The 15614-nt window shown below is 68.8% G+C and carries 16 protein-coding genes; 2 read left to right on the top strand and 14 right to left on the bottom strand.

What is annotated here, in order from left to right:
* Positions 1–12: 12 nt before the first annotated feature.
* Positions 13–1251, bottom strand: coding sequence for an RNA polymerase sigma factor (locus tag ABTW65_RS19155; protein WP_350662951.1), 1239 nt, complete (start codon positions 1249–1251; stop codon positions 13–15).
* A gap of 7 nt (positions 1252–1258) precedes the next feature.
* Positions 1259–1633 carry a YciI family protein gene (locus ABTW65_RS19150; RefSeq protein WP_350662949.1) on the bottom strand — a complete coding sequence of 125 codons (375 nt, stop codon included), beginning with the start codon at positions 1631–1633 and terminating at the stop codon, positions 1259–1261.
* A gap of 150 nt (positions 1634–1783) precedes the next feature.
* Between ABTW65_RS19150 and ABTW65_RS19145 the strand changes: the two genes are divergently transcribed.
* Positions 1784–3121 carry an MFS transporter gene (locus tag ABTW65_RS19145; protein ID WP_350662947.1) on the top strand — a complete coding sequence of 446 codons (1338 nt, stop codon included), beginning with the start codon at positions 1784–1786 and terminating at the stop codon, positions 3119–3121.
* On the opposite strand, the gene ABTW65_RS19140 is transcribed toward ABTW65_RS19145, so the two are convergent.
* The 7 genes from ABTW65_RS19140 to ABTW65_RS19110 all read right to left on the bottom strand — a co-directional run bounded on the left by ABTW65_RS19140 (position 3035) and on the right by ABTW65_RS19110 (position 10581).
* Positions 3035–3931: an alpha/beta fold hydrolase gene (locus ABTW65_RS19140; protein WP_350662945.1), complete on the bottom strand. Its 897-nt coding sequence runs from the start codon at positions 3929–3931 to the stop codon at positions 3035–3037. The two genes, ABTW65_RS19145 and ABTW65_RS19140, sit on opposite strands and share 87 nt — an antisense overlap.
* A gap of 185 nt (positions 3932–4116) precedes the next feature.
* A complete protein-coding gene (locus tag ABTW65_RS19135; RefSeq protein WP_350662943.1) occupies positions 4117–5184 on the bottom strand; it encodes a glycosyltransferase family 2 protein in 1068 nt (355 codons plus the stop codon).
* Positions 5185–5240: 56 nt separating this feature from the next.
* Complete coding sequence (locus ABTW65_RS19130) at positions 5241–6596, bottom strand: purple acid phosphatase family protein (protein ID WP_350662941.1); 1356 nt, start codon at positions 6594–6596, stop codon at positions 5241–5243.
* Between the two features lie 110 nt (positions 6597–6706).
* Positions 6707–7612 (bottom strand): pseudouridine-5'-phosphate glycosidase, encoded by a 906-nt coding sequence (locus tag ABTW65_RS19125; protein ID WP_350662939.1) that lies wholly within the window; start codon positions 7610–7612, stop codon positions 6707–6709.
* Positions 7609–8547, bottom strand: coding sequence for a carbohydrate kinase family protein (locus ABTW65_RS19120; RefSeq protein WP_350662937.1), 939 nt, complete (start codon positions 8545–8547; stop codon positions 7609–7611). Before ABTW65_RS19120 ends, ABTW65_RS19125 begins: the two co-directional genes overlap by 4 nt.
* Before the next feature lie 94 nt (positions 8548–8641).
* Positions 8642–9910: an alpha-hydroxy-acid oxidizing protein gene (locus ABTW65_RS19115; RefSeq protein ID WP_350662935.1), complete on the bottom strand. Its 1269-nt coding sequence runs from the start codon at positions 9908–9910 to the stop codon at positions 8642–8644.
* Positions 9907–10581 (bottom strand): TetR/AcrR family transcriptional regulator, encoded by a 675-nt coding sequence (locus tag ABTW65_RS19110; protein WP_350662932.1) that lies wholly within the window; start codon positions 10579–10581, stop codon positions 9907–9909. Before ABTW65_RS19110 ends, ABTW65_RS19115 begins: the two co-directional genes overlap by 4 nt.
* A gap of 73 nt (positions 10582–10654) precedes the next feature.
* On the opposite strand from ABTW65_RS19110, the gene ABTW65_RS19105 reads away from it, so the two are divergent.
* Entirely contained in the window at positions 10655–11542 is an 888-nt protein-coding gene (locus tag ABTW65_RS19105) for a sterol desaturase family protein (RefSeq protein ID WP_350662930.1), read from the top strand.
* Here the strand turns inward: ABTW65_RS19105 and ABTW65_RS19100 are convergent.
* From ABTW65_RS19100 to serS, 5 genes are read right to left on the bottom strand one after another with little or no spacing between them, the layout of a single operon-like run.
* Positions 11505–12119, bottom strand: coding sequence for a hypothetical protein (locus ABTW65_RS19100; RefSeq protein WP_350662928.1), 615 nt, complete (start codon positions 12117–12119; stop codon positions 11505–11507). The genes ABTW65_RS19105 and ABTW65_RS19100 overlap by 38 nt on opposite strands.
* Positions 12116–12916 (bottom strand): HAD family hydrolase, encoded by an 801-nt coding sequence (locus ABTW65_RS19095; RefSeq protein WP_350662926.1) that lies wholly within the window; start codon positions 12914–12916, stop codon positions 12116–12118. The genes ABTW65_RS19100 and ABTW65_RS19095 overlap by 4 nt, the downstream gene beginning before the upstream one ends.
* Complete coding sequence (locus tag ABTW65_RS19090) at positions 12913–13425, bottom strand: GNAT family N-acetyltransferase (protein ID WP_350662924.1); 513 nt, start codon at positions 13423–13425, stop codon at positions 12913–12915. Before ABTW65_RS19090 ends, ABTW65_RS19095 begins: the two co-directional genes overlap by 4 nt.
* 14 nt (positions 13426–13439) lie before the next feature.
* On the bottom strand, positions 13440–14297 hold the full coding sequence (locus ABTW65_RS19085; protein ID WP_350662922.1) for an HAD family hydrolase: 858 nt from the start codon (positions 14295–14297) through the stop codon (positions 13440–13442).
* Positions 14294–15565, bottom strand: a complete 1272-nt coding sequence (gene serS / locus ABTW65_RS19080; protein ID WP_350662920.1) for a serine--tRNA ligase — start codon at positions 15563–15565, stop codon at positions 14294–14296. Before serS ends, ABTW65_RS19085 begins: the two co-directional genes overlap by 4 nt.
* Positions 15566–15614 lie beyond the last annotated feature (49 nt).

Genomic DNA, 15614 nt, shown 5'->3' with positions numbered 1-15614 from the left:
GGCGAAATATCTTCAGCTTCGTCCGAGCTGGTCCCTGCGCCTGGTCAGCAGCGCGACCTCGGCGGCGTTCTCGGCGAGCTCGATGGCCTTGTCGTACGCCGCACGCGACTCGCCGCTGCGGCCGAGGCGGCGCAGCAGATCGGCTCGGGTGGCATGGAAGGCGTGGTAGTCGTCCAGGCCGAGCCGGTCGATCTCGGCGAGCGCGACCTCCGGCCCGTCCAGCTCGGCGACGGCGATCGCGCGGTTGAGCCGGACGATCGGTGAGCCGTCGACCCGGATCATCTGGTCGTAGAGCGCGACGATCTGGGACCAATCGGTGTCGCGGGCGTCGCGCACCGAGGTGTGAACGGCGTTGATGGCGGCCAGGATCTGGTAGCGCCCGGGCCGCGGGCCACCGTTCGCGACGACTTCGAGCCGCTCGCGCACCAGCGCGTGGCCCTCGGCGATCAGCGTGAGATCCCACGAGCCGCGGTCCTGCTCGTCGAGCCGGACCAGCTCGCCGGTCGCCGAGATCCGAGCCGTACGCCGCGCCTCGATCAGCAGCATCAGGGCCAGCAGGCCGACGACCTCGCCGTCGTCGGGGAGCAGCGCGCGGACCAGGCGGGTCAGTCGGATGGCCTCGAGGGTCAGGTCGCCGCGTACGGGATTCTCGTGGTCGCCGGAGGAGAGATAGCCCTCGTTGAAGACCAGGAAGAGGACGGCCAGGACGCCCGTGACGCGCTCGGGGAGGTCGGCCGCCTCGGGGACCCGGTAAGGGATGTGGGCGGCCTTGATCTTGGTCTTCGCGCGGGTGATCCGCTGGCCCATCGTGGTCTCCTGGACCAGGAAGGCGTTCGCGATCTCGGGCACGGTCAGGCCGCCGACCATCCGCAGCGTCAGCGCGATCCGCGCCTCGGGCGCGAGCGCGGGGTGGCAGCAGGTGAACAGCAGCCGGAGCCGGTCGTCCTCGATGGCGCCGAGAGGCTCGTGCGGGGTGTCATCGTGCATCGCGACGGCCTCCTTCTGCTTGTCGTCACGTTTGGACTCGCGGCGGATCCGGTCGATCGCGCGGCGGTTGGCGGTGGTGGTGAGCCAGGCCCCGGGGTTCGGGGGTACGCCATCGAGCGGCCAGCGCTCGACTGCGACCGTGAACGCCTCGGCCGCGGCTTCCTCGGCGATGTCGAGGTCGCCGAAGCGCTTGGCGAGGCTGGCGACCACCCGTGCCCATTCCCCCTGGTGGGCTCGGGTGATCGCCTCGTCGATATCGGTCAACAGCGGTTCACGCCTCGGGGCCGGTCTGCATCGGGCGTACCTCGACCTTGCCGAGGCAGGCCGCGGACGCCTCGGCGGCGAGCTTGAGGGCGACATCGAGGTCGGGGACGTCGATGATCCAGAAGCCCGCCATGTACTCCTTGGCCTCTGCATAGGGGCCGTCGGTGATGACCGGCTTCTCGCCCTGACCGTCGACGACGGTCGCCGTCTTCGCGGCATCGAGGCCGTCGGCGAAGACGAAGTAGCCCTCCTGCTGGAGCTTGTCGTTGAACTTCCCGGTCGCCTCGAACGACTTCATCATCTCTTCCTCCGAGGCGTAGCCGTAGTTCTCCTTCTCGTAGTCCGAGTCGGGACCCCAGACGGACATCAGGTACTTGGCCATGGTGCTCACTCCTTTGTGTCGGACGGCCTCGGTGGCCGCCTCTCACCCTTGCTACGAACGTCTACACCCCGATCCGACACCTCACATCAGAATTTCTCCAGGTAAATTCATTCGCTTAGCATCGGTAACCATGTCGAAGACCGCACAGCGATGAGCATCAGCGCCAAGCTCAAGGGTGCCGTCGCGGACACCCGCCCCCTGCAGGAGCCGCACTTCCGGCGCCTGTGGATCGCCGGGATCATCACGATGGTCGGCGCCCAGCTCACCGTCGTCGCGGTGCCGGCCCAGATCTATGCGGACACCGGCTCCTCGGCGTACGTCGGGCTGACGGGTGTCTTCGGACTGGTCCCGCTGGTCGTCTTCGGCCTCTACGGCGGCGCGCTCGCGGACCACTTCGACCGGCGTACGATCCTGATGGTCTCGACCACCGGACTGATCGGCACCAGCGCGCTCTTCTGGCTCCAGTCCGCGCTCGGCAACACCAACGTCTGGTTGCTGCTGTGCCTCTTCTCGGTCCAGCAGGCCTTCTTCGCGGTCAACCAGCCGACCCGGAACTCGCTGCTTCCCAAGATCCTGCCCGCGCACCTGCTCCCGGCCGCCAACTCGCTCAGCATGACGGTCTTCCAGGCCGGCGCGATCGCGGGACCGCTTGTCGCCGGCGTGATGTTGCCGTTCACCGGGTTCACCTGGCTGTACGCCATCGACACCGTCACGCTGTTCGCGACCCTCTACGCGGTCGTGCTGCTGCCGAAGCTCCCCGTCGAGGGTGCCGGCGCGAAGGTCCCCGGGCTGCGCTCGGTGTGGGACGGCTTCGCGTACCTGCGCCATCAGCCGGTGCTGCTGATGAGCTTCGTCGTCGACCTGATCGCGATGGTCTTCGCGATGCCGCGGGCGCTGTTCCCGCAGATCGCCCACGAGTCCTTCGGCGGCCCCTCGGAGGGCGGGATCGCGTTCGCACTGCTCTTCGCGGCCATCCCGGCCGGCGCGGTGATCGGCGGGATCTTCTCCGGCTGGGTCTCGCGGATCGAGGCCCAGGGGCGCGTGGTCATCTACTGCATCGGCGTGTGGGCCCTCGGGATCACCCTGTTCGGGCTCACGGTCGCGTTCGCCGACCTCGCTGTTGACAAGCGCAGCACGAGCCTGATGCTGGGCCTCGCCGTGCTCTTCATGATCGTCGCCGGCGCCGCCGACGTGGCCTCCGCGGCAATCCGGATGTCGATCCTGCAGTCGGCGGCCGACGACAACGTACGCGGCCGGCTGCAGGGGGTCTTCACGGTCGTCGTCGCGGGCGGCCCGCGGGTGGCCGACGTCCTGCACGGAGGCGCGGCAGCCGTGGTCGGCACCGCGATCGCGACCACCGGAGGCGGCCTGCTCAACCTCCTCGGGATCGCGCTGTGTGCGCTACTCGTCCCGAGCTTCCTCGCGTACCGGGTCAACCGGACCGCCACCACCGAGCACGCTCTGCTCGATAACGAAGGCACGAAGTAGCCCGGCGAGCAGCTCGGGCTGGTCGATCGGCACCAGGGTGGAGGAGTCCTTGACGATCTCCAGCCGGGCGTCGGGATAGTGCGCGGCCAGGCGCGGACCGTGCTCGGCGGGCATCATCGTGTCCTGATCGGCCCAGACGACGAGCACCGGCTTGGTGAACTTCTGCTGGCCCTCGGCCAGCTCGAGCAGCTTGTCGCGACCAGGAGCACCGCCTGCGAACTTGATGAAGTCGCGGCGGATCGCCCGGTCGGTCAGCGCCGGCGCGAACCAGCCGTGAACGAGGTCGTCGTAGAGGTGGTAGCTCTTGTCGACCGACATCCCGCCGTAGCCGGAGCTCATCTGCCGGAAGCTCTCCATGCGGAGCAGTTGCAGCGCTGCGGTGAACAGCGGCGGCACCTTCGAGAGCACCGCCAGCGGCTTGGCCGCCTTGGGCGGGTAGTTGTCGAAGGCCTCGCACGCCACCAGCGCCAGCCGCGCGATGCGGTCGGTGCGGTCGGCGTTGATGAGGAACTGGCCACCGCCCCAGTCGTTGAGGACCAAGGTGACGTCGTGGAGGTCGAGCGCGTCGAGGAAGTCGCCGAGGATGCTCGCCACACCCTGCTGGCTCAGGTCCGCGTCGGGGCGCATCGGCTGCCGGTGACCACCCAACGGCAGCGTCGGCCGGATCACCCGGAAGCCACCCAGGTAGGGCAGCGCACGTCGCCACAGACGGCCGTCCATCGGCACTCCATGGAGGAGTACGAGGACAGGGCCGTCACCGCCGGTATCCTCGAAGTCGATCGGACCGGCCGACAGCTCGACGCTGGGCATTCAGTGGGCTCCTCGAAGCAATGACGTGGGGTGCCCACACCTTGCCCCCCGGGGGACACCCGTGCAACGGGAATCGCCCAATTGCCTGCGCATCTGGGCCTATCGCAGGTCTTAAGTCCCTGAGCCACTAGGGCCCTGTTATACACCCCAGGGCTTCCGGTGGAGGCCGAGGGATCCCGGTGCGCCTAGAGCCCGACGGGCAGGTCCTCCGCGGCGGCGAACGCCTCGATCCCCTTGGCCGGACCCCGCTCGTCGATCGTCTCGACGAGGGCGGCGAGGTCGTCGCGGCGGTCCTGCGCGACCAGCCAGGCCATCAGGCGCTGGCCACGCGGGACGGTGGTCTCCTCGAAGGGGACGCCGGCGTCGTACCAGAACTCGAGGACGGCGCCGCGCAGCAGCGACCAGTAGCGGTCGGGGTCCTCGGTGGTGGGATTGACCGACGCGCGGAAGTGCTCCCACATGTCGATCGGGAGGATCTCGGTGCGCAGCGTACGCATCAGCTTGGACGAGCCCGAGCCGGCCACGAGCTCGACGGTCTGGCGCTTGGTCGCGATCCGTTCGAGCAGGTTGGCGATCTGGGCGCGCTTCTGGGTCGCGGAGGAGAAGTCGGAGCGGACCCGCCAGTCGTAGACGACGTCGGTGAGGATGTCGAAGCTCCTGGCGGCCAGGAACGCCTGGGTCAGGGCCACCTGGTCCTGGTAGCGGGTGCGCTCGGGGAACGTGATGTCGTTGTCGGTCCAGAAGGAGCGCCGGAAGATCTTGTTCCACACGAACACGTCCGCGAGCATCAGCGGGGCGTCCTCGATCCGGCATCCGAGGCGGGTCCGGGTGTGGTTGCGGCGCATCAGCGGGGTGACGTACCTCCGCTCCTCGCCGTTCACGAGAGTGACGCGCTCGGCGGATCCGACCACGAAGTCGGAGCCCGTACGCCGCAGCGTCTTCACCATCGTGCTCCAGGCGTCACGGGGCAGGATGTCGTCGGGGTCGACGAAGGTGAGCAGGTCACCGCTGGTGGCGTCGATCCCGGTGTGACGGGCGATGGAGACACCGGAGTTGGGCTGGGTGATCAGCGTGACCCGAGGGTCCTTCGCGGCGATGCCCTTGACGATCTCGGCCGACCCGTCGGTGGAGCCGTCGTCGACGACGATCACCTCGATGGCACAGACCTCACGCAACGGCTGATGAAGGATGCTGTCGAGGCTCTCGGCGACGTAGTCGGCCACGTTGTAGACAGGCACGACGACGCTGAGCAACCTCGGCTTCCTCCTTCTGAATCCCCCCACGCGCATCAACTCTAATTGGGCGCGCATCAACGCGACCTAGCGATGGTGAGCGTGTCGACCTCGGACCCGTCGGTAGCGATGACTTCGAGGTCCAGCCTCGCCTGCCCGTGGGCGTCGCGCGGGTGCGCATCGAAGAACGCGACCGAGTGGGTCGCGTCGCCGACGGCGCGGTAGGTCGTCGGCTCGGGGATCTTCAGGCCGTTCTTGTCCGTGTAGTAGGAGAGCACCGGCAGGACGTCGGGATAGGTCGAACCGCCACCACCGCCGGCGGTGATGTAGATGGTCCCCTCGTTGGTGCTGACCGTGGAGCCGCGCGGCGCCTCCTGGACCGGCTTGCCGTCGCGCATCAGGTGGGTGCGCTCGTAGCAGTGGTTGTGGCCGTTGATCACGACATCGACCTGGTAGCGGTCGAAGAGCGGCTCCCAGCGGTCGCGGATGCCGCCGTCGGAGGCGTGCGCGATGTTGGTGCAGTAGGCGCACTGGTGGAAGCCGACCAGGATGAAGTCGATGTCGTTGCGGGCCCGGAAGGCGGCCAGCCGCTCCTCGAGCCAGCTGTCGAGCGTCTCGCCGAGGTAGCCCGCGTTCCGCGTGTATTCGTACGTCGCGTCGTTGCCGTCGAGGGCGATGAAGGCGACGTTGCCCCGGACGAAGGCGTAGGTCTCCTCTCCGCCGCCGGCACCGTTGCCGGGGTGGCGGAAACGGGCGCGGTAGCCGTCGTAGCCGAGCTCGCCGTTGCCGTTCTCCATCTCGTGGTTGCCGACGACGGTCATCCACGGGATCGCGTTGGCGCTGGGCTGGATCTGGGTCAGGAACTCGTCCCAGACACCGAAGTCCTGCTGCGTCTCCCCGCTCTTGCCCTGGCCGCCGGTGTCGGCGTACGCGATGTCGCCGACGACGAACGCGAACTCGGCGCCCTGCTGACGGATCAGGTTCACGTTGCGTGCCGCGTCCTCGGCCACGCCCATGTCGCCGAAGGCGGCGAACCGGAAGGACCCCGTGGTCTTCGGGGCGGTGGTGAACGAGCCCCTGGTCGGGGTGCCCCCGTCGTGACTGAGCCGGTAGTAGTAGCGCGTGCCCGGACGCAGGTCGCTCAGGTCCACGTGGTGGTAGACGCTGTCGACCCGGATCGAGGAGAGCGACTCGGGTCGGAGGGTGAGACCGTAGTCAGGCGTCATGCCCAGGTCGAGCCGCGGTGCCTGGACCGACCCGGCGGTCGACCAGGAGACGTTCATCTGCTTGACCGGGTTGGCGCCGTACGACAGATGTACGCCCGTGGCCGGTGCGGCCGACCTGGCCGCCTGCGTCCACAGCATCGGGCCGGCGACGACACCGGCACCACCGATCAGGCCGGCCTTGAGGAAGGTGCGCCTGGAAGGGGCCATCGTGGTCTGGCCAATGTGGGGGCTATCGGTCACGGGAGGATCAACGCATAGGTAGACGAGACGTTAGGCCACGTGCGGTGTCGCCCGGGTGAACGAGTGGTGATCGTTCGTCACGCGGCGGCATGGGATGCTGCCATTTGGGCGCCGAAGGCTGCGTTGTCGCGTACGAGAGCGATGTTGGTGGCCAGCGAGTCACCGCCGGTCAGCTCGACGATCCTGGCGAGCAGGAACGGGGTGATGTCCTTGCCGCGGATGTCGCGGGCCCCGGCGTCAGCAAGAGCCTGGTCGATGTGTTTCCCGATCACCTCGGCGGGGATCTCGTCAGCGACCGGGACCGGGTTGGCGATGACCAGGCCACTGGGGAGGCCGAGCTCCCAGGTGGCCTTCATGACCGCAGCGGCCTCGTCAGGGCCGTCGATGCGTAGCGGCGCCGCGAACCCGGAGCTGCGGGAGTAGAAGGCCGGGAACTCGTCGCTCCCGTTGACCAGCACCGGCACCCCGTACGTCTCCAGGGTCTCCAGGGTCAGGCCGATGTCGAGAATCGACTTCACGCCGGCGCTCACCACGGCGACCTGGGTGCGGGCCAGCTCGGTCAAGTCGGCGGAGATGTCGAAGGACGTCTCCGCACCCCGGTGTACGCCACCGAGCCCGCCGGTCACGAACGTCCTGATCCCGACCATGGCCGCCAAGCGCATCGTGGCCGCGACCGTGGTCGCGCCGTGGAGACCGCGGGCGACGACGTAGGGAAGGTCACGGACGCTGACCTTGCTGACGTCGGGGTCGGAGGCGAGGAGCTCGAGGTCGTCGGACGACAGTCCGGCACGCGGGATGCCGTCGAGCAGCGCGATCGTGGCCGGGACGGCGCCGTTGTCGCGCACGATCTGCTCGACCTCGGTGGCCATCTTGACGTTGTCGGGATAGGGCATGCCGTGGCTGATGATCGTCGACTCCAGCGCGACGACCGGCCGGCCCTCGGCGAGCGCGACCCCGACCTCTTCGGTGAGCCGCACCTTCACGCCAGCTCCCGTACGAGGCTCTCGTTGAGGTCCATCCGGACGGTGTCGTGGGTGCCGCAGGTCAGCGCCGCCGCGGCGTGCCCGAACCGCGCCGCCGCGACCAGGTCGACATCTCGGAGGAGCTCGTGGGTGAACGCGGCGAGCATCGCATCGCCCGCGCCGGTGACGTCGAGGACATCGGTCTGCACGGCGGGAAGGTCCTGGTAGACGTTGTCGTAGCTGATCACCGATCCGCGGGCGCCGAGGCGCACCCAGACGACGCCGACACCGCGGTCGTGCAGTGAGTGGATGGCCTTCTCGATCTCCGCGTCGGTGCCGGCGGGCAGGTCGGTCAGCGCGGCCAGCTCGGCCTGGTTGGGCGTGACCAGGTAGAGCTCGCGATCGGCCCGGATCAGGTCCCGCGCCCGCCTCGCCTTCGGCACCGAGACCGGGTCGAACCCGACGGGCACGTCGAACTCGCGGGCCAGGTCGATCGCCACGTCGGCCGTACGGACCGGGATGTTGCCCTCCACGAGCACGCCGCGAGCGTTCTTGATCAGGTCGCGGGCCGCCTCCACGACCAGCGGGGAGAACTCGTCGGTCGCGGCCATGTCGGCCACCGCGACCACCAGCTCACCGGAGGAGTCGAGCACGGCGTTGTAGGTGCCGGTGCGTACGTCTGCCCGGCGGCGGACGTAGGTGCAGTCGACGCCGACGTCCTCGGTGTAGGCGATCACCTCGTCGCCGATCGGGTCGTCGCCGACGACCGAGACCAGCGCCACCGAGTCACCCAGCCGAGCGAGGTTCTCCGCGACGTTGCGGCCCACCCCGCCGGGCGAGAGCCCGGCGGATCCGGACATGCTCGAACCCATGACCACCTGCTCGTGTGCACGAGCGTGGAGATCCATGTTGGAGCCGCCGATTACGACGATGTCTGGCGGAGATTGCGGGTTCATCACTTGAATCGTAAGTGGGGTGCACAGATCGCGCCCCCTCATAAAGTATGAACTTGGGACAGCCCAGGCGTGTCCCTGCTCTCATTGGCTGTTCTCAGCCGAGGAGCTCGCGGCCGATCTCTTCGACCGAGCGGCAGCCGACGAGGCCGAGGGAGAGGTCGAGCTCGGCGATCATGTGCTCCAGGACTGCCTGGACACCGGTGGCACCGGCGAGGGCGAGGCCGTAGACGTAGGGGCGGCCGAGGAGGACCGCGTCGGCCCCCAGGGCGAGCGCCTTGAGGATGTCGGCACCGGAGCGGATGCCGGAGTCGAAGAGGACCGGGATGCGGCCGTCGACCTCGTCGACGATGCTCGGCAGGGCGTCGATGGAGGCGATGGCGCCGTCGACCTGGCGGCCGCCGTGGTTGGAGACGATGATCCCGTCGACGCCGTGCTCAAGGGCGCACCGGGCGTCCTCGGGTGCCTGGAGCCCCTTCAGCACGATCGGCAGGTCGGTCATCTCCCGCAGCCGGTCGAGGTCGTCCCAGATCAGGTCGGAGCGGGAGAAGACGTCGAGGAAGGTCTCGACGGCCGCGCGGGCGTGACCGGAGCGAAGGTTGTCGACGAGCTTGCCGGGATGGTGCTGGGCCATCGAGGCGACCGCGGTGAGGGCCGAGGGGATCTCCCGGATCCCGGGTCGCACGCTCGTCCCGCTGCCGCCGGAGAGGCGCTTCTCGACGAGGGCACGGAAGGCCGGGTCGGAGGTGTACTGGGCGATCCCCAGCCCCCGCGCGAACGGCAGATAGCCCAGATCGAGATCACGCGTACGCCACCCGAGCATGTGCGTGTCGAGGGTGACGACCAGCGCGTCGGAGCCGATGGCCTCGGCGCGGCGTACGAAGGACTCGACGATCGACTCGTCCTTCGACCAGTAGAGCTGGTAGAGCCGTGGGGTGTCGCCCAGGTCCTCGGCGACCTCCTCCATCGGGACGGACGCCTGGGTGGAGATCACCATCGGGATGCCCGTCGCGCGGGCCGCCGCGGCGACCTCGTGCTCGGCGCGCGGGTGGGCGAGCTCGAGCACGCCGACCGGACCGAGCATCAGCGGCGCCGGCATGTCCACGCCGAACAGCGTGGTGCGCAGGTCGCGGCTCTCGACGTTGGTGAGCATGCGGGGCACCAGCCGGAAGTGGTCGAAGGCGGCGGTGTTGGCGGCGACGGTGCGCTGCTGGCCGGCTCCGCCGTCGACGTACGCCCAGGCCTCCTTGGTCATCGCCCGATGGGCGGCCTCGGCGAGCTCCGAGGGCTCGGTCGGCACCACGGGACGGTGGCCGAACAGGCCCTTGCGGAAGATCGCCGACTGGAGGTCTCTGCCGATGCTCACGCGCGTAGGCTACTGCGTTCCACCGGCCGCGGGGCCCCACCTTCGGCAGGGAGTTCTGCGGGCAGCGCGGCGCCGGAGATCGCGATGATCAGCCGGTGGCACCGCTCCGTCATCTGAGCGGGCGTGACCCCGGGATGGTCGAGCCACCAGGTGATCAGCGCGTCGACCGCACTCATCCAGACCGCGGTCAGCGCGGAGGCGTCGAGGGGATCGTCGTCGCCGACGAGCCTCATCAGCTCGCCGACGCCCTCGACGGCGAGACGAGTGATCCGGTCGGTGTAGACGGCGCGGGCGGCGGCCACCTCGCCGTCGTCGGGCGCTGACGGGTCGAAGAGGAGCCGCCACAGCCACGGCTGCGGTTCGAGCGTACGGAAGAGACCGTCGAGTGTATGCAGTCCACGCTCGACGCCGACCGAGTCGTCGGTGGCGACCCGCTCCATCTCGGCGGCGAGCGTCTCGGCGCCGTAGTTGAAGCTGGCCAGGAAGAGGCCCTCCTTGGAGCCGAAGTACTGGTAGACCAGCGGTTTCGAGATGCCGGCATCGGCGGCGATCCCGGCGACGGACGCCTTGGCGAACCCCATCGTGCCGAAGACCTCGCAGGCGGCCCGCAGGATCTGCAGCTCGCGGTCGGCGCGTGGGACGCCCTTGGTTCCAGCGTTGGCCCGTGACATGACGAAGAGTCTAGCGGCGCGATATGACCTTGAGGTAACTTACTCCAAGGTCATATCCACTGGGAGGTCCCCCATGAACGACATGCTCGACCCGTTGAAGAACCCGTTGACGTACGCCATCCCGTTCTTCGTGATCTCGATCCTCATCGAGCTGGCGGCGCTGAAGTGGCTCGATCACGACGACAATCTGGCCGGTTACGTCTTCAAGGACGCGCGCACCTCGATCCTGATGGGCCTCGGCTCGATCGTGTCGATGACCGTGTTCAAGGTGCTGACCTTCGCGGTCTACGCGGCGATCTTCGCCTACGCGTCGCTGTGGCAGGTCCCGGAGACGTGGTGGGGTCTGGCGATCTCGGTCGTGATCGTCGACCTGGCCTACTACTGGAACCACCGCTTCGTGCACCGGACGAGAGTCGGCTGGGCCGCCCACCAGGCACACCACTCCAGCGAGTACATGACGTTCGCGACCGCGCTGCGGCAGAAGTGGAACCCGTGGTTCGAGTTCTTCTTCTTCCTGCCGCTGCCGTTCCTCGGCATCTCACCGGCGGCGATCTACATCGCCTTCTCGATCAACCTGATCTACCAGTTCTTCGTGCACACCGAGACGATCGGCAAGCTCTGGCGACCGCTGGAGCTCGTGCTCAACACGCCCTCGCACCACCGCGTCCACCACGGCTCCGACCCGGAGTACCTGGACAAGAACTACGCCGGCATCCTGATCATCTGGGACCGCCTCTTCGGCACCTTCCAGCCTGAGCGACAGCGCCCGACGTACGGCCTGACCTACAAGGTCGACACCTACAACCTGCTCCGGCTGGAGTACGGCGCCTTCCGTGAGCTCTGGAACGACGTACGCAGCGCCGCCGGCTGGCGGCTCAAGCTGAGCTACGTCTTCCGGCCGCCGGGGTGGGTGCCGCCGGAGGCTACGAGACCTTCCGTCGCCCGAGAATCATCACGATGATCAGGCCGAGCAGGCCGACGACGATGAGTACGACGCCCGGAGCGGCGACCTCGACGAGCTTCTGACCCTCGGGAGATGCGGGCTCGCTGAAGCTCACCTGCTGAGGCTCGGGGGTGATCACCTCGGGGAACTCCTTGGCGATCTCGGCCTGGAGCTTGTCGGTGTATTCCTCGACGCGCGGCGCGCTGCCGGCGGCGAGGATCGTGTCGCCCTTTTTCTGCACGAAGAAGTAGTAGTCCTCGTTGGCGGTCAGCGACTTCTTCTGGCACACACCGGGGTTGAGCGCGACGTCGAGGTTGCTGCCGCCGGTCACGCCTTTGAGCGCCTTGACGACGGTCACCGGGTAGACCACCGGGCCGCCCTTCTTGGTGGCCTTGCCGGGGCCGGTCACCCGTGCGTGGAAGACCAGCGGCTCCTTGACCGCGTCGCTGAGCTTGAAGGCCGGGCACTTCGCGGGAGCCGTAACAGGGGCTGCCGAGGCGGGTGCGGGGCTCGTCGTGGCCACCGCTGTCACCGCAAGAGCGAGGGCAGCGAGGAACTGGGGGACGCGGCGCATGGCGAAGATCAAACCAGTCACAGGCCGAAGACTCCAGCCAGGACCCGCGCGACACCGTCTTCTTCATGCCCGGGCGCGAGATGCGACGCGCACGTGACCACGCTCGGATGGGCGTCTGCCATGGCGTACGAGGTCCCCGCCCAGGTCAGCATCGGCAGGTCGTTGGGCATGTCGCCGAAGGCGATCACGTCCGCCGCGGAGATGCCGAGCTCGGTGCAGACCAGCTCCAGCGTGGAGGCCTTGGTGACCCCGGGGGCGCTGATCTCGAGCAGCGGGAACGACGAGTGGGTGACGTTGACGCGATCGCCGACGACGGCCGCCGCGGCCGCGAGCAGCTCGTCGGCGTCGTCGTGGTCGTCGCGGCGGGCGAGCAGCTTGATCAGCGGCTCGTCGGCGAGCTCCTCGATCGGCGCGACGCGCCTGGCGGGCCGGAGGGCGTCGGACGTGTGGGTCGCGAACGCGGGCTCGCACGACCACCCTTCGAGCGACTCGGTCGCGAAGACCAGTCCGGGCACGTTCTCCTTCAGCGCCGCCGCCACCTCGGCGGTCAGGGCCGGCTCTATCAGCCGGGTGAGCCGGGGCTGATCGGCGGCGACGTCCCAGACCAGGGCTCCGTTGGAGACGATCGCCAGCCCGACGCTGCCGATGTGCTCGAAGAGCTCACGGGTCCAGCGCAGCGGCCGGCCGGTCACGAAGATGACCGGCACGCCGATCTCCTCGAGCTTCACGAGCACGCCACGGGTGAAGTCCGAGACCGAACCGTCCGCTCTGACCAGGGTGCCGTCGAGGTCGGTGGCGACGAGCTTCGGCGTCCTCATTCTTCCATTCTGCCACCGGGCACCGGCCTGGCCATCACCAGATGCCCGTCCTCGTCGGCGCCACGCAGCTCGGTGAACCCGCACTTGGCGAGCACTCGGAGGCTGGCCGCGTTGGCGGGCTCGACAGAGGCCCGGATGCGTACGCCCTCTTCGTCCGCGCACGCCAGCAGACCCTTGAGCGCCTCGGTGGCGAAACCCCACCCGCGCGCCTCTTCGATCAGGCCGTAGCCGACCTCGGTCTCCGGGGTGCCGTCGGGGGCGGCGTCGGGCGGCCCGAAGAAGCCGATCGAGCCGAGTACGGTGCCGTTGCGCATGATGTAGCGGGAGCTCCACCGGTCGCCCTCGACCCACATCGTCGCCGCGTCGCGGTCGTCCTCGCGCGGGAACTGCGGGTGCCAGCTCTGCGGCCGTCCGATCCCGCTGTCGGGATCGCGGATCGCCTCGACGTCGGCGCGGGTCCACAACGGGAGCGTCAGCCGCTCCGTCGTGACGGTGTTGGGAAGAGTCACGAGCGCTGAGACTTTCAGAACCAGCGGGAGAGTTCCAGCGCCGCGCCGTCGTCGGCGACGTGGGCGGTGACGGCGTCGGCGATCTCTTGGACGACGTCAGGGGCGTTGCCCATCGCCACCCCGCGGCCGGCCCATTCGAGCATCTCGACGTCGTTGCGGCCGTCACCGATGGCGAGCACGTCGGCCGGCTCGAGGTCGAGCTGGTCGCAGACGTAGGAGAGGCCCGATGCCTTGGAGACGCCGACCGGGGTGAGGTCGAGCCAGGCGGTGTAGCCGACCACGTAGTCGATGCCGTGCAGGCCGAGCTCGCGGCCGAGGGCGAGGAAGTCCTCAGGGGTCGCGTCGGGGTCCCGGATGATCACTCGGGAGACCGGCTCGGCGACCATCTCCTCGACCGGGGCGATCAGGTGCGCACCGTCGAGCTCGCCCTCGGGGAACGGTCGGTTGAACCGGTAGCCCAGGCCACGGTTCTCGACCGCAACCAGCACGTTCGGCCGTCGTTCCACGATCTTCTCCACCGCCGCGCGGGCGTCGAAGGTCTCCTCGTGCACCACCTCGACCGGCGGGTAGCGAAGCACCACCGCCCCGTTGGAGGCGACGATCCACAACCGCTCCGCGCCCTCGTCCGGGAGCCCGAGCAGGTCGGCGATCCCGGTCATCGAGTGGGCCGAGCGACCGGAGGAGAGCACCACATGGGCGCCGGAGTCGTACGCCCGGCGGACCGCCTCACGCACCTTGTCCGAGAGCGCCTCGGAGGTGGTGCCGGTGCCCTCGATCCAGCGCAGCAGGGTGCCGTCGATGTCGAGCGCGACGAGCTTCGGGTGCCAGGCGGCCTCACCGGGCCGGGCGGTGGTGCTCTCGGTCGTGCTCACTTCTGGATCGGCTCCAGAACCTCGCGGCCGAGCCATTTCTGCAGCGCCTTCGGCACTCGCACCGAGCCGTCGGCCTGCTGGTGGGTCTCCAGGACGGCGACGATGGCGCGGGTGATCGCGGTCAGCGTGCCGTTGAGCGTGGCGACCGGGGTGGTGCCGTTCTCCGTGCGTGCCCGGATGTCGAGGCGGCGAGCCTGGAAGGTGGTGCAGTTGGACGCCGAGGTGAGCTCGCGGTACTTCCCCTGGGTGGGGATCCACGCCTCGCAGTCGAACTTCCGCAGCGCGCTCGGACCGAGGTCGCCCGCGGCCACGTCGATCACCTGGTAGGCGAGCTCGAGCTTGTCCAGGAACGCCTTCTCCCACTCGAGGAGACGCTGGTGCTCGGCGTACGACTCCTCGAGGGTGGTGTAGACGAACATCTCCACCTTCTCGAACTGGTGGACCCGGATGATGCCCTTGGTGTCCTTGCCGGCCGAGCCGGCCTCCTTGCGGAAGCACGACGAGAAGGCGGCGTAGCGCCGCGGGAGCGTGTCGGGGTCGAGGATCTCGTTGGAGTGGTAGGCCGCCATGGGCACCTCCGAGGTGCCGACGAGGTAGAGGTCGTCGTCCTCGATCTTGTAGACGCCGTCGTCGACCTGGTCGAGGAAGCCGGTGCCCTCCATCGCCTCCGGGCGCACCAGCGCAGGGGCGATGACCTGGGTGAAGCCGGCCTCACGGGCCTGCTCCATCGCCAGGTTGATCAGCGCGAACTCGAGCTCCGCGCCGACCCCGGTCAGGAAGTAGAAGCGGCTGCCCGAGACCTTGGCGCCGCGCTCGAGGTCGATCGCGCCGAGCATCTTGCCGAGCTCGACGTGGTCACGCGGCTCGAAGCCCTCGGCCTCGAAGTCACGCGGCTTGCCGACCTTCTCGATCAGGACGAAGTCGTCCTCGCTGCCGGCCGGAGCGTCGTCGGCGAGGTTGGGGATGGCCTTGAGAGCCTTCTTCCACTCCTCCTCGGCAACACCCTGCGCCGCTTCGGCCTGCTTGACGGCGGCAGCGAGGTCTTTGACCTCGGCGAGCAGCTGCTGCTTCTCCTCGCCCTTGGCCTGGGCGACCTTCTTGCCCATCTGCTTCTGCTCGGCCCGCTTGGCCTCGAAGTCCGCGATCGCCGCGCGCCGGGCGCTGTCCGCGGACAGCGCCCGGTCCACCACGTCGGAGGACGCGCCACGGCGCTCTTGCGAGGCACGTACGCGGTCGGGGTCTTCGCGGAGGATGCGCGGGTCGATCATGCGGCAAGGCTAGTCGACCGGACCACCAGATCTCACTTCAGTAAATCGG

It is taken from the genome of Nocardioides sp. NPDC127503, assembly GCF_040302165.1.
GTDB lineage: Bacteria > Actinomycetota > Actinomycetes > Propionibacteriales > Nocardioidaceae > Nocardioides.
The sequence above is the reverse complement of the archived record's forward strand: the minus strand, read 5'-3'. Positions and strand labels throughout refer to the sequence as shown.

What these genes read in the sequence shown, in the direction of transcription:
- ABTW65_RS19150 (WP_350662949.1), bottom strand. Translation starts at nt 1,633, where the DNA reads ATGGCCAAGTACCTGATGTCCGTCTGGGGTCCCGACTCGGACTACGAG.
- ABTW65_RS19145 (WP_350662947.1), top strand. Translation starts at nt 1,784, where the DNA reads ATGAGCATCAGCGCCAAGCTCAAGGGTGCCGTCGCGGACACCCGCCCC.
- ABTW65_RS19140 (WP_350662945.1), bottom strand. Translation starts at nt 3,931, where the DNA reads ATGCCCAGCGTCGAGCTGTCGGCCGGTCCGATCGACTTCGAGGATACC.
- ABTW65_RS19130 (WP_350662941.1), bottom strand. Translation starts at nt 6,596, where the DNA reads ATGGCCCCTTCCAGGCGCACCTTCCTCAAGGCCGGCCTGATCGGTGGT.
- ABTW65_RS19120 (WP_350662937.1), bottom strand. Translation starts at nt 8,547, where the DNA reads ATGAACCCGCAATCTCCGCCAGACATCGTCGTAATCGGCGGCTCCAAC.
- ABTW65_RS19110 (WP_350662932.1), bottom strand. Translation starts at nt 10,581, where the DNA reads ATGTCACGGGCCAACGCTGGAACCAAGGGCGTCCCACGCGCCGACCGC.
- ABTW65_RS19105 (WP_350662930.1), top strand. Translation starts at nt 10,655, where the DNA reads ATGAACGACATGCTCGACCCGTTGAAGAACCCGTTGACGTACGCCATC.
- ABTW65_RS19095 (WP_350662926.1), bottom strand. Translation starts at nt 12,916, where the DNA reads ATGAGGACGCCGAAGCTCGTCGCCACCGACCTCGACGGCACCCTGGTC.
- serS (WP_350662920.1), bottom strand. Translation starts at nt 15,565, where the DNA reads ATGATCGACCCGCGCATCCTCCGCGAAGACCCCGACCGCGTACGTGCC.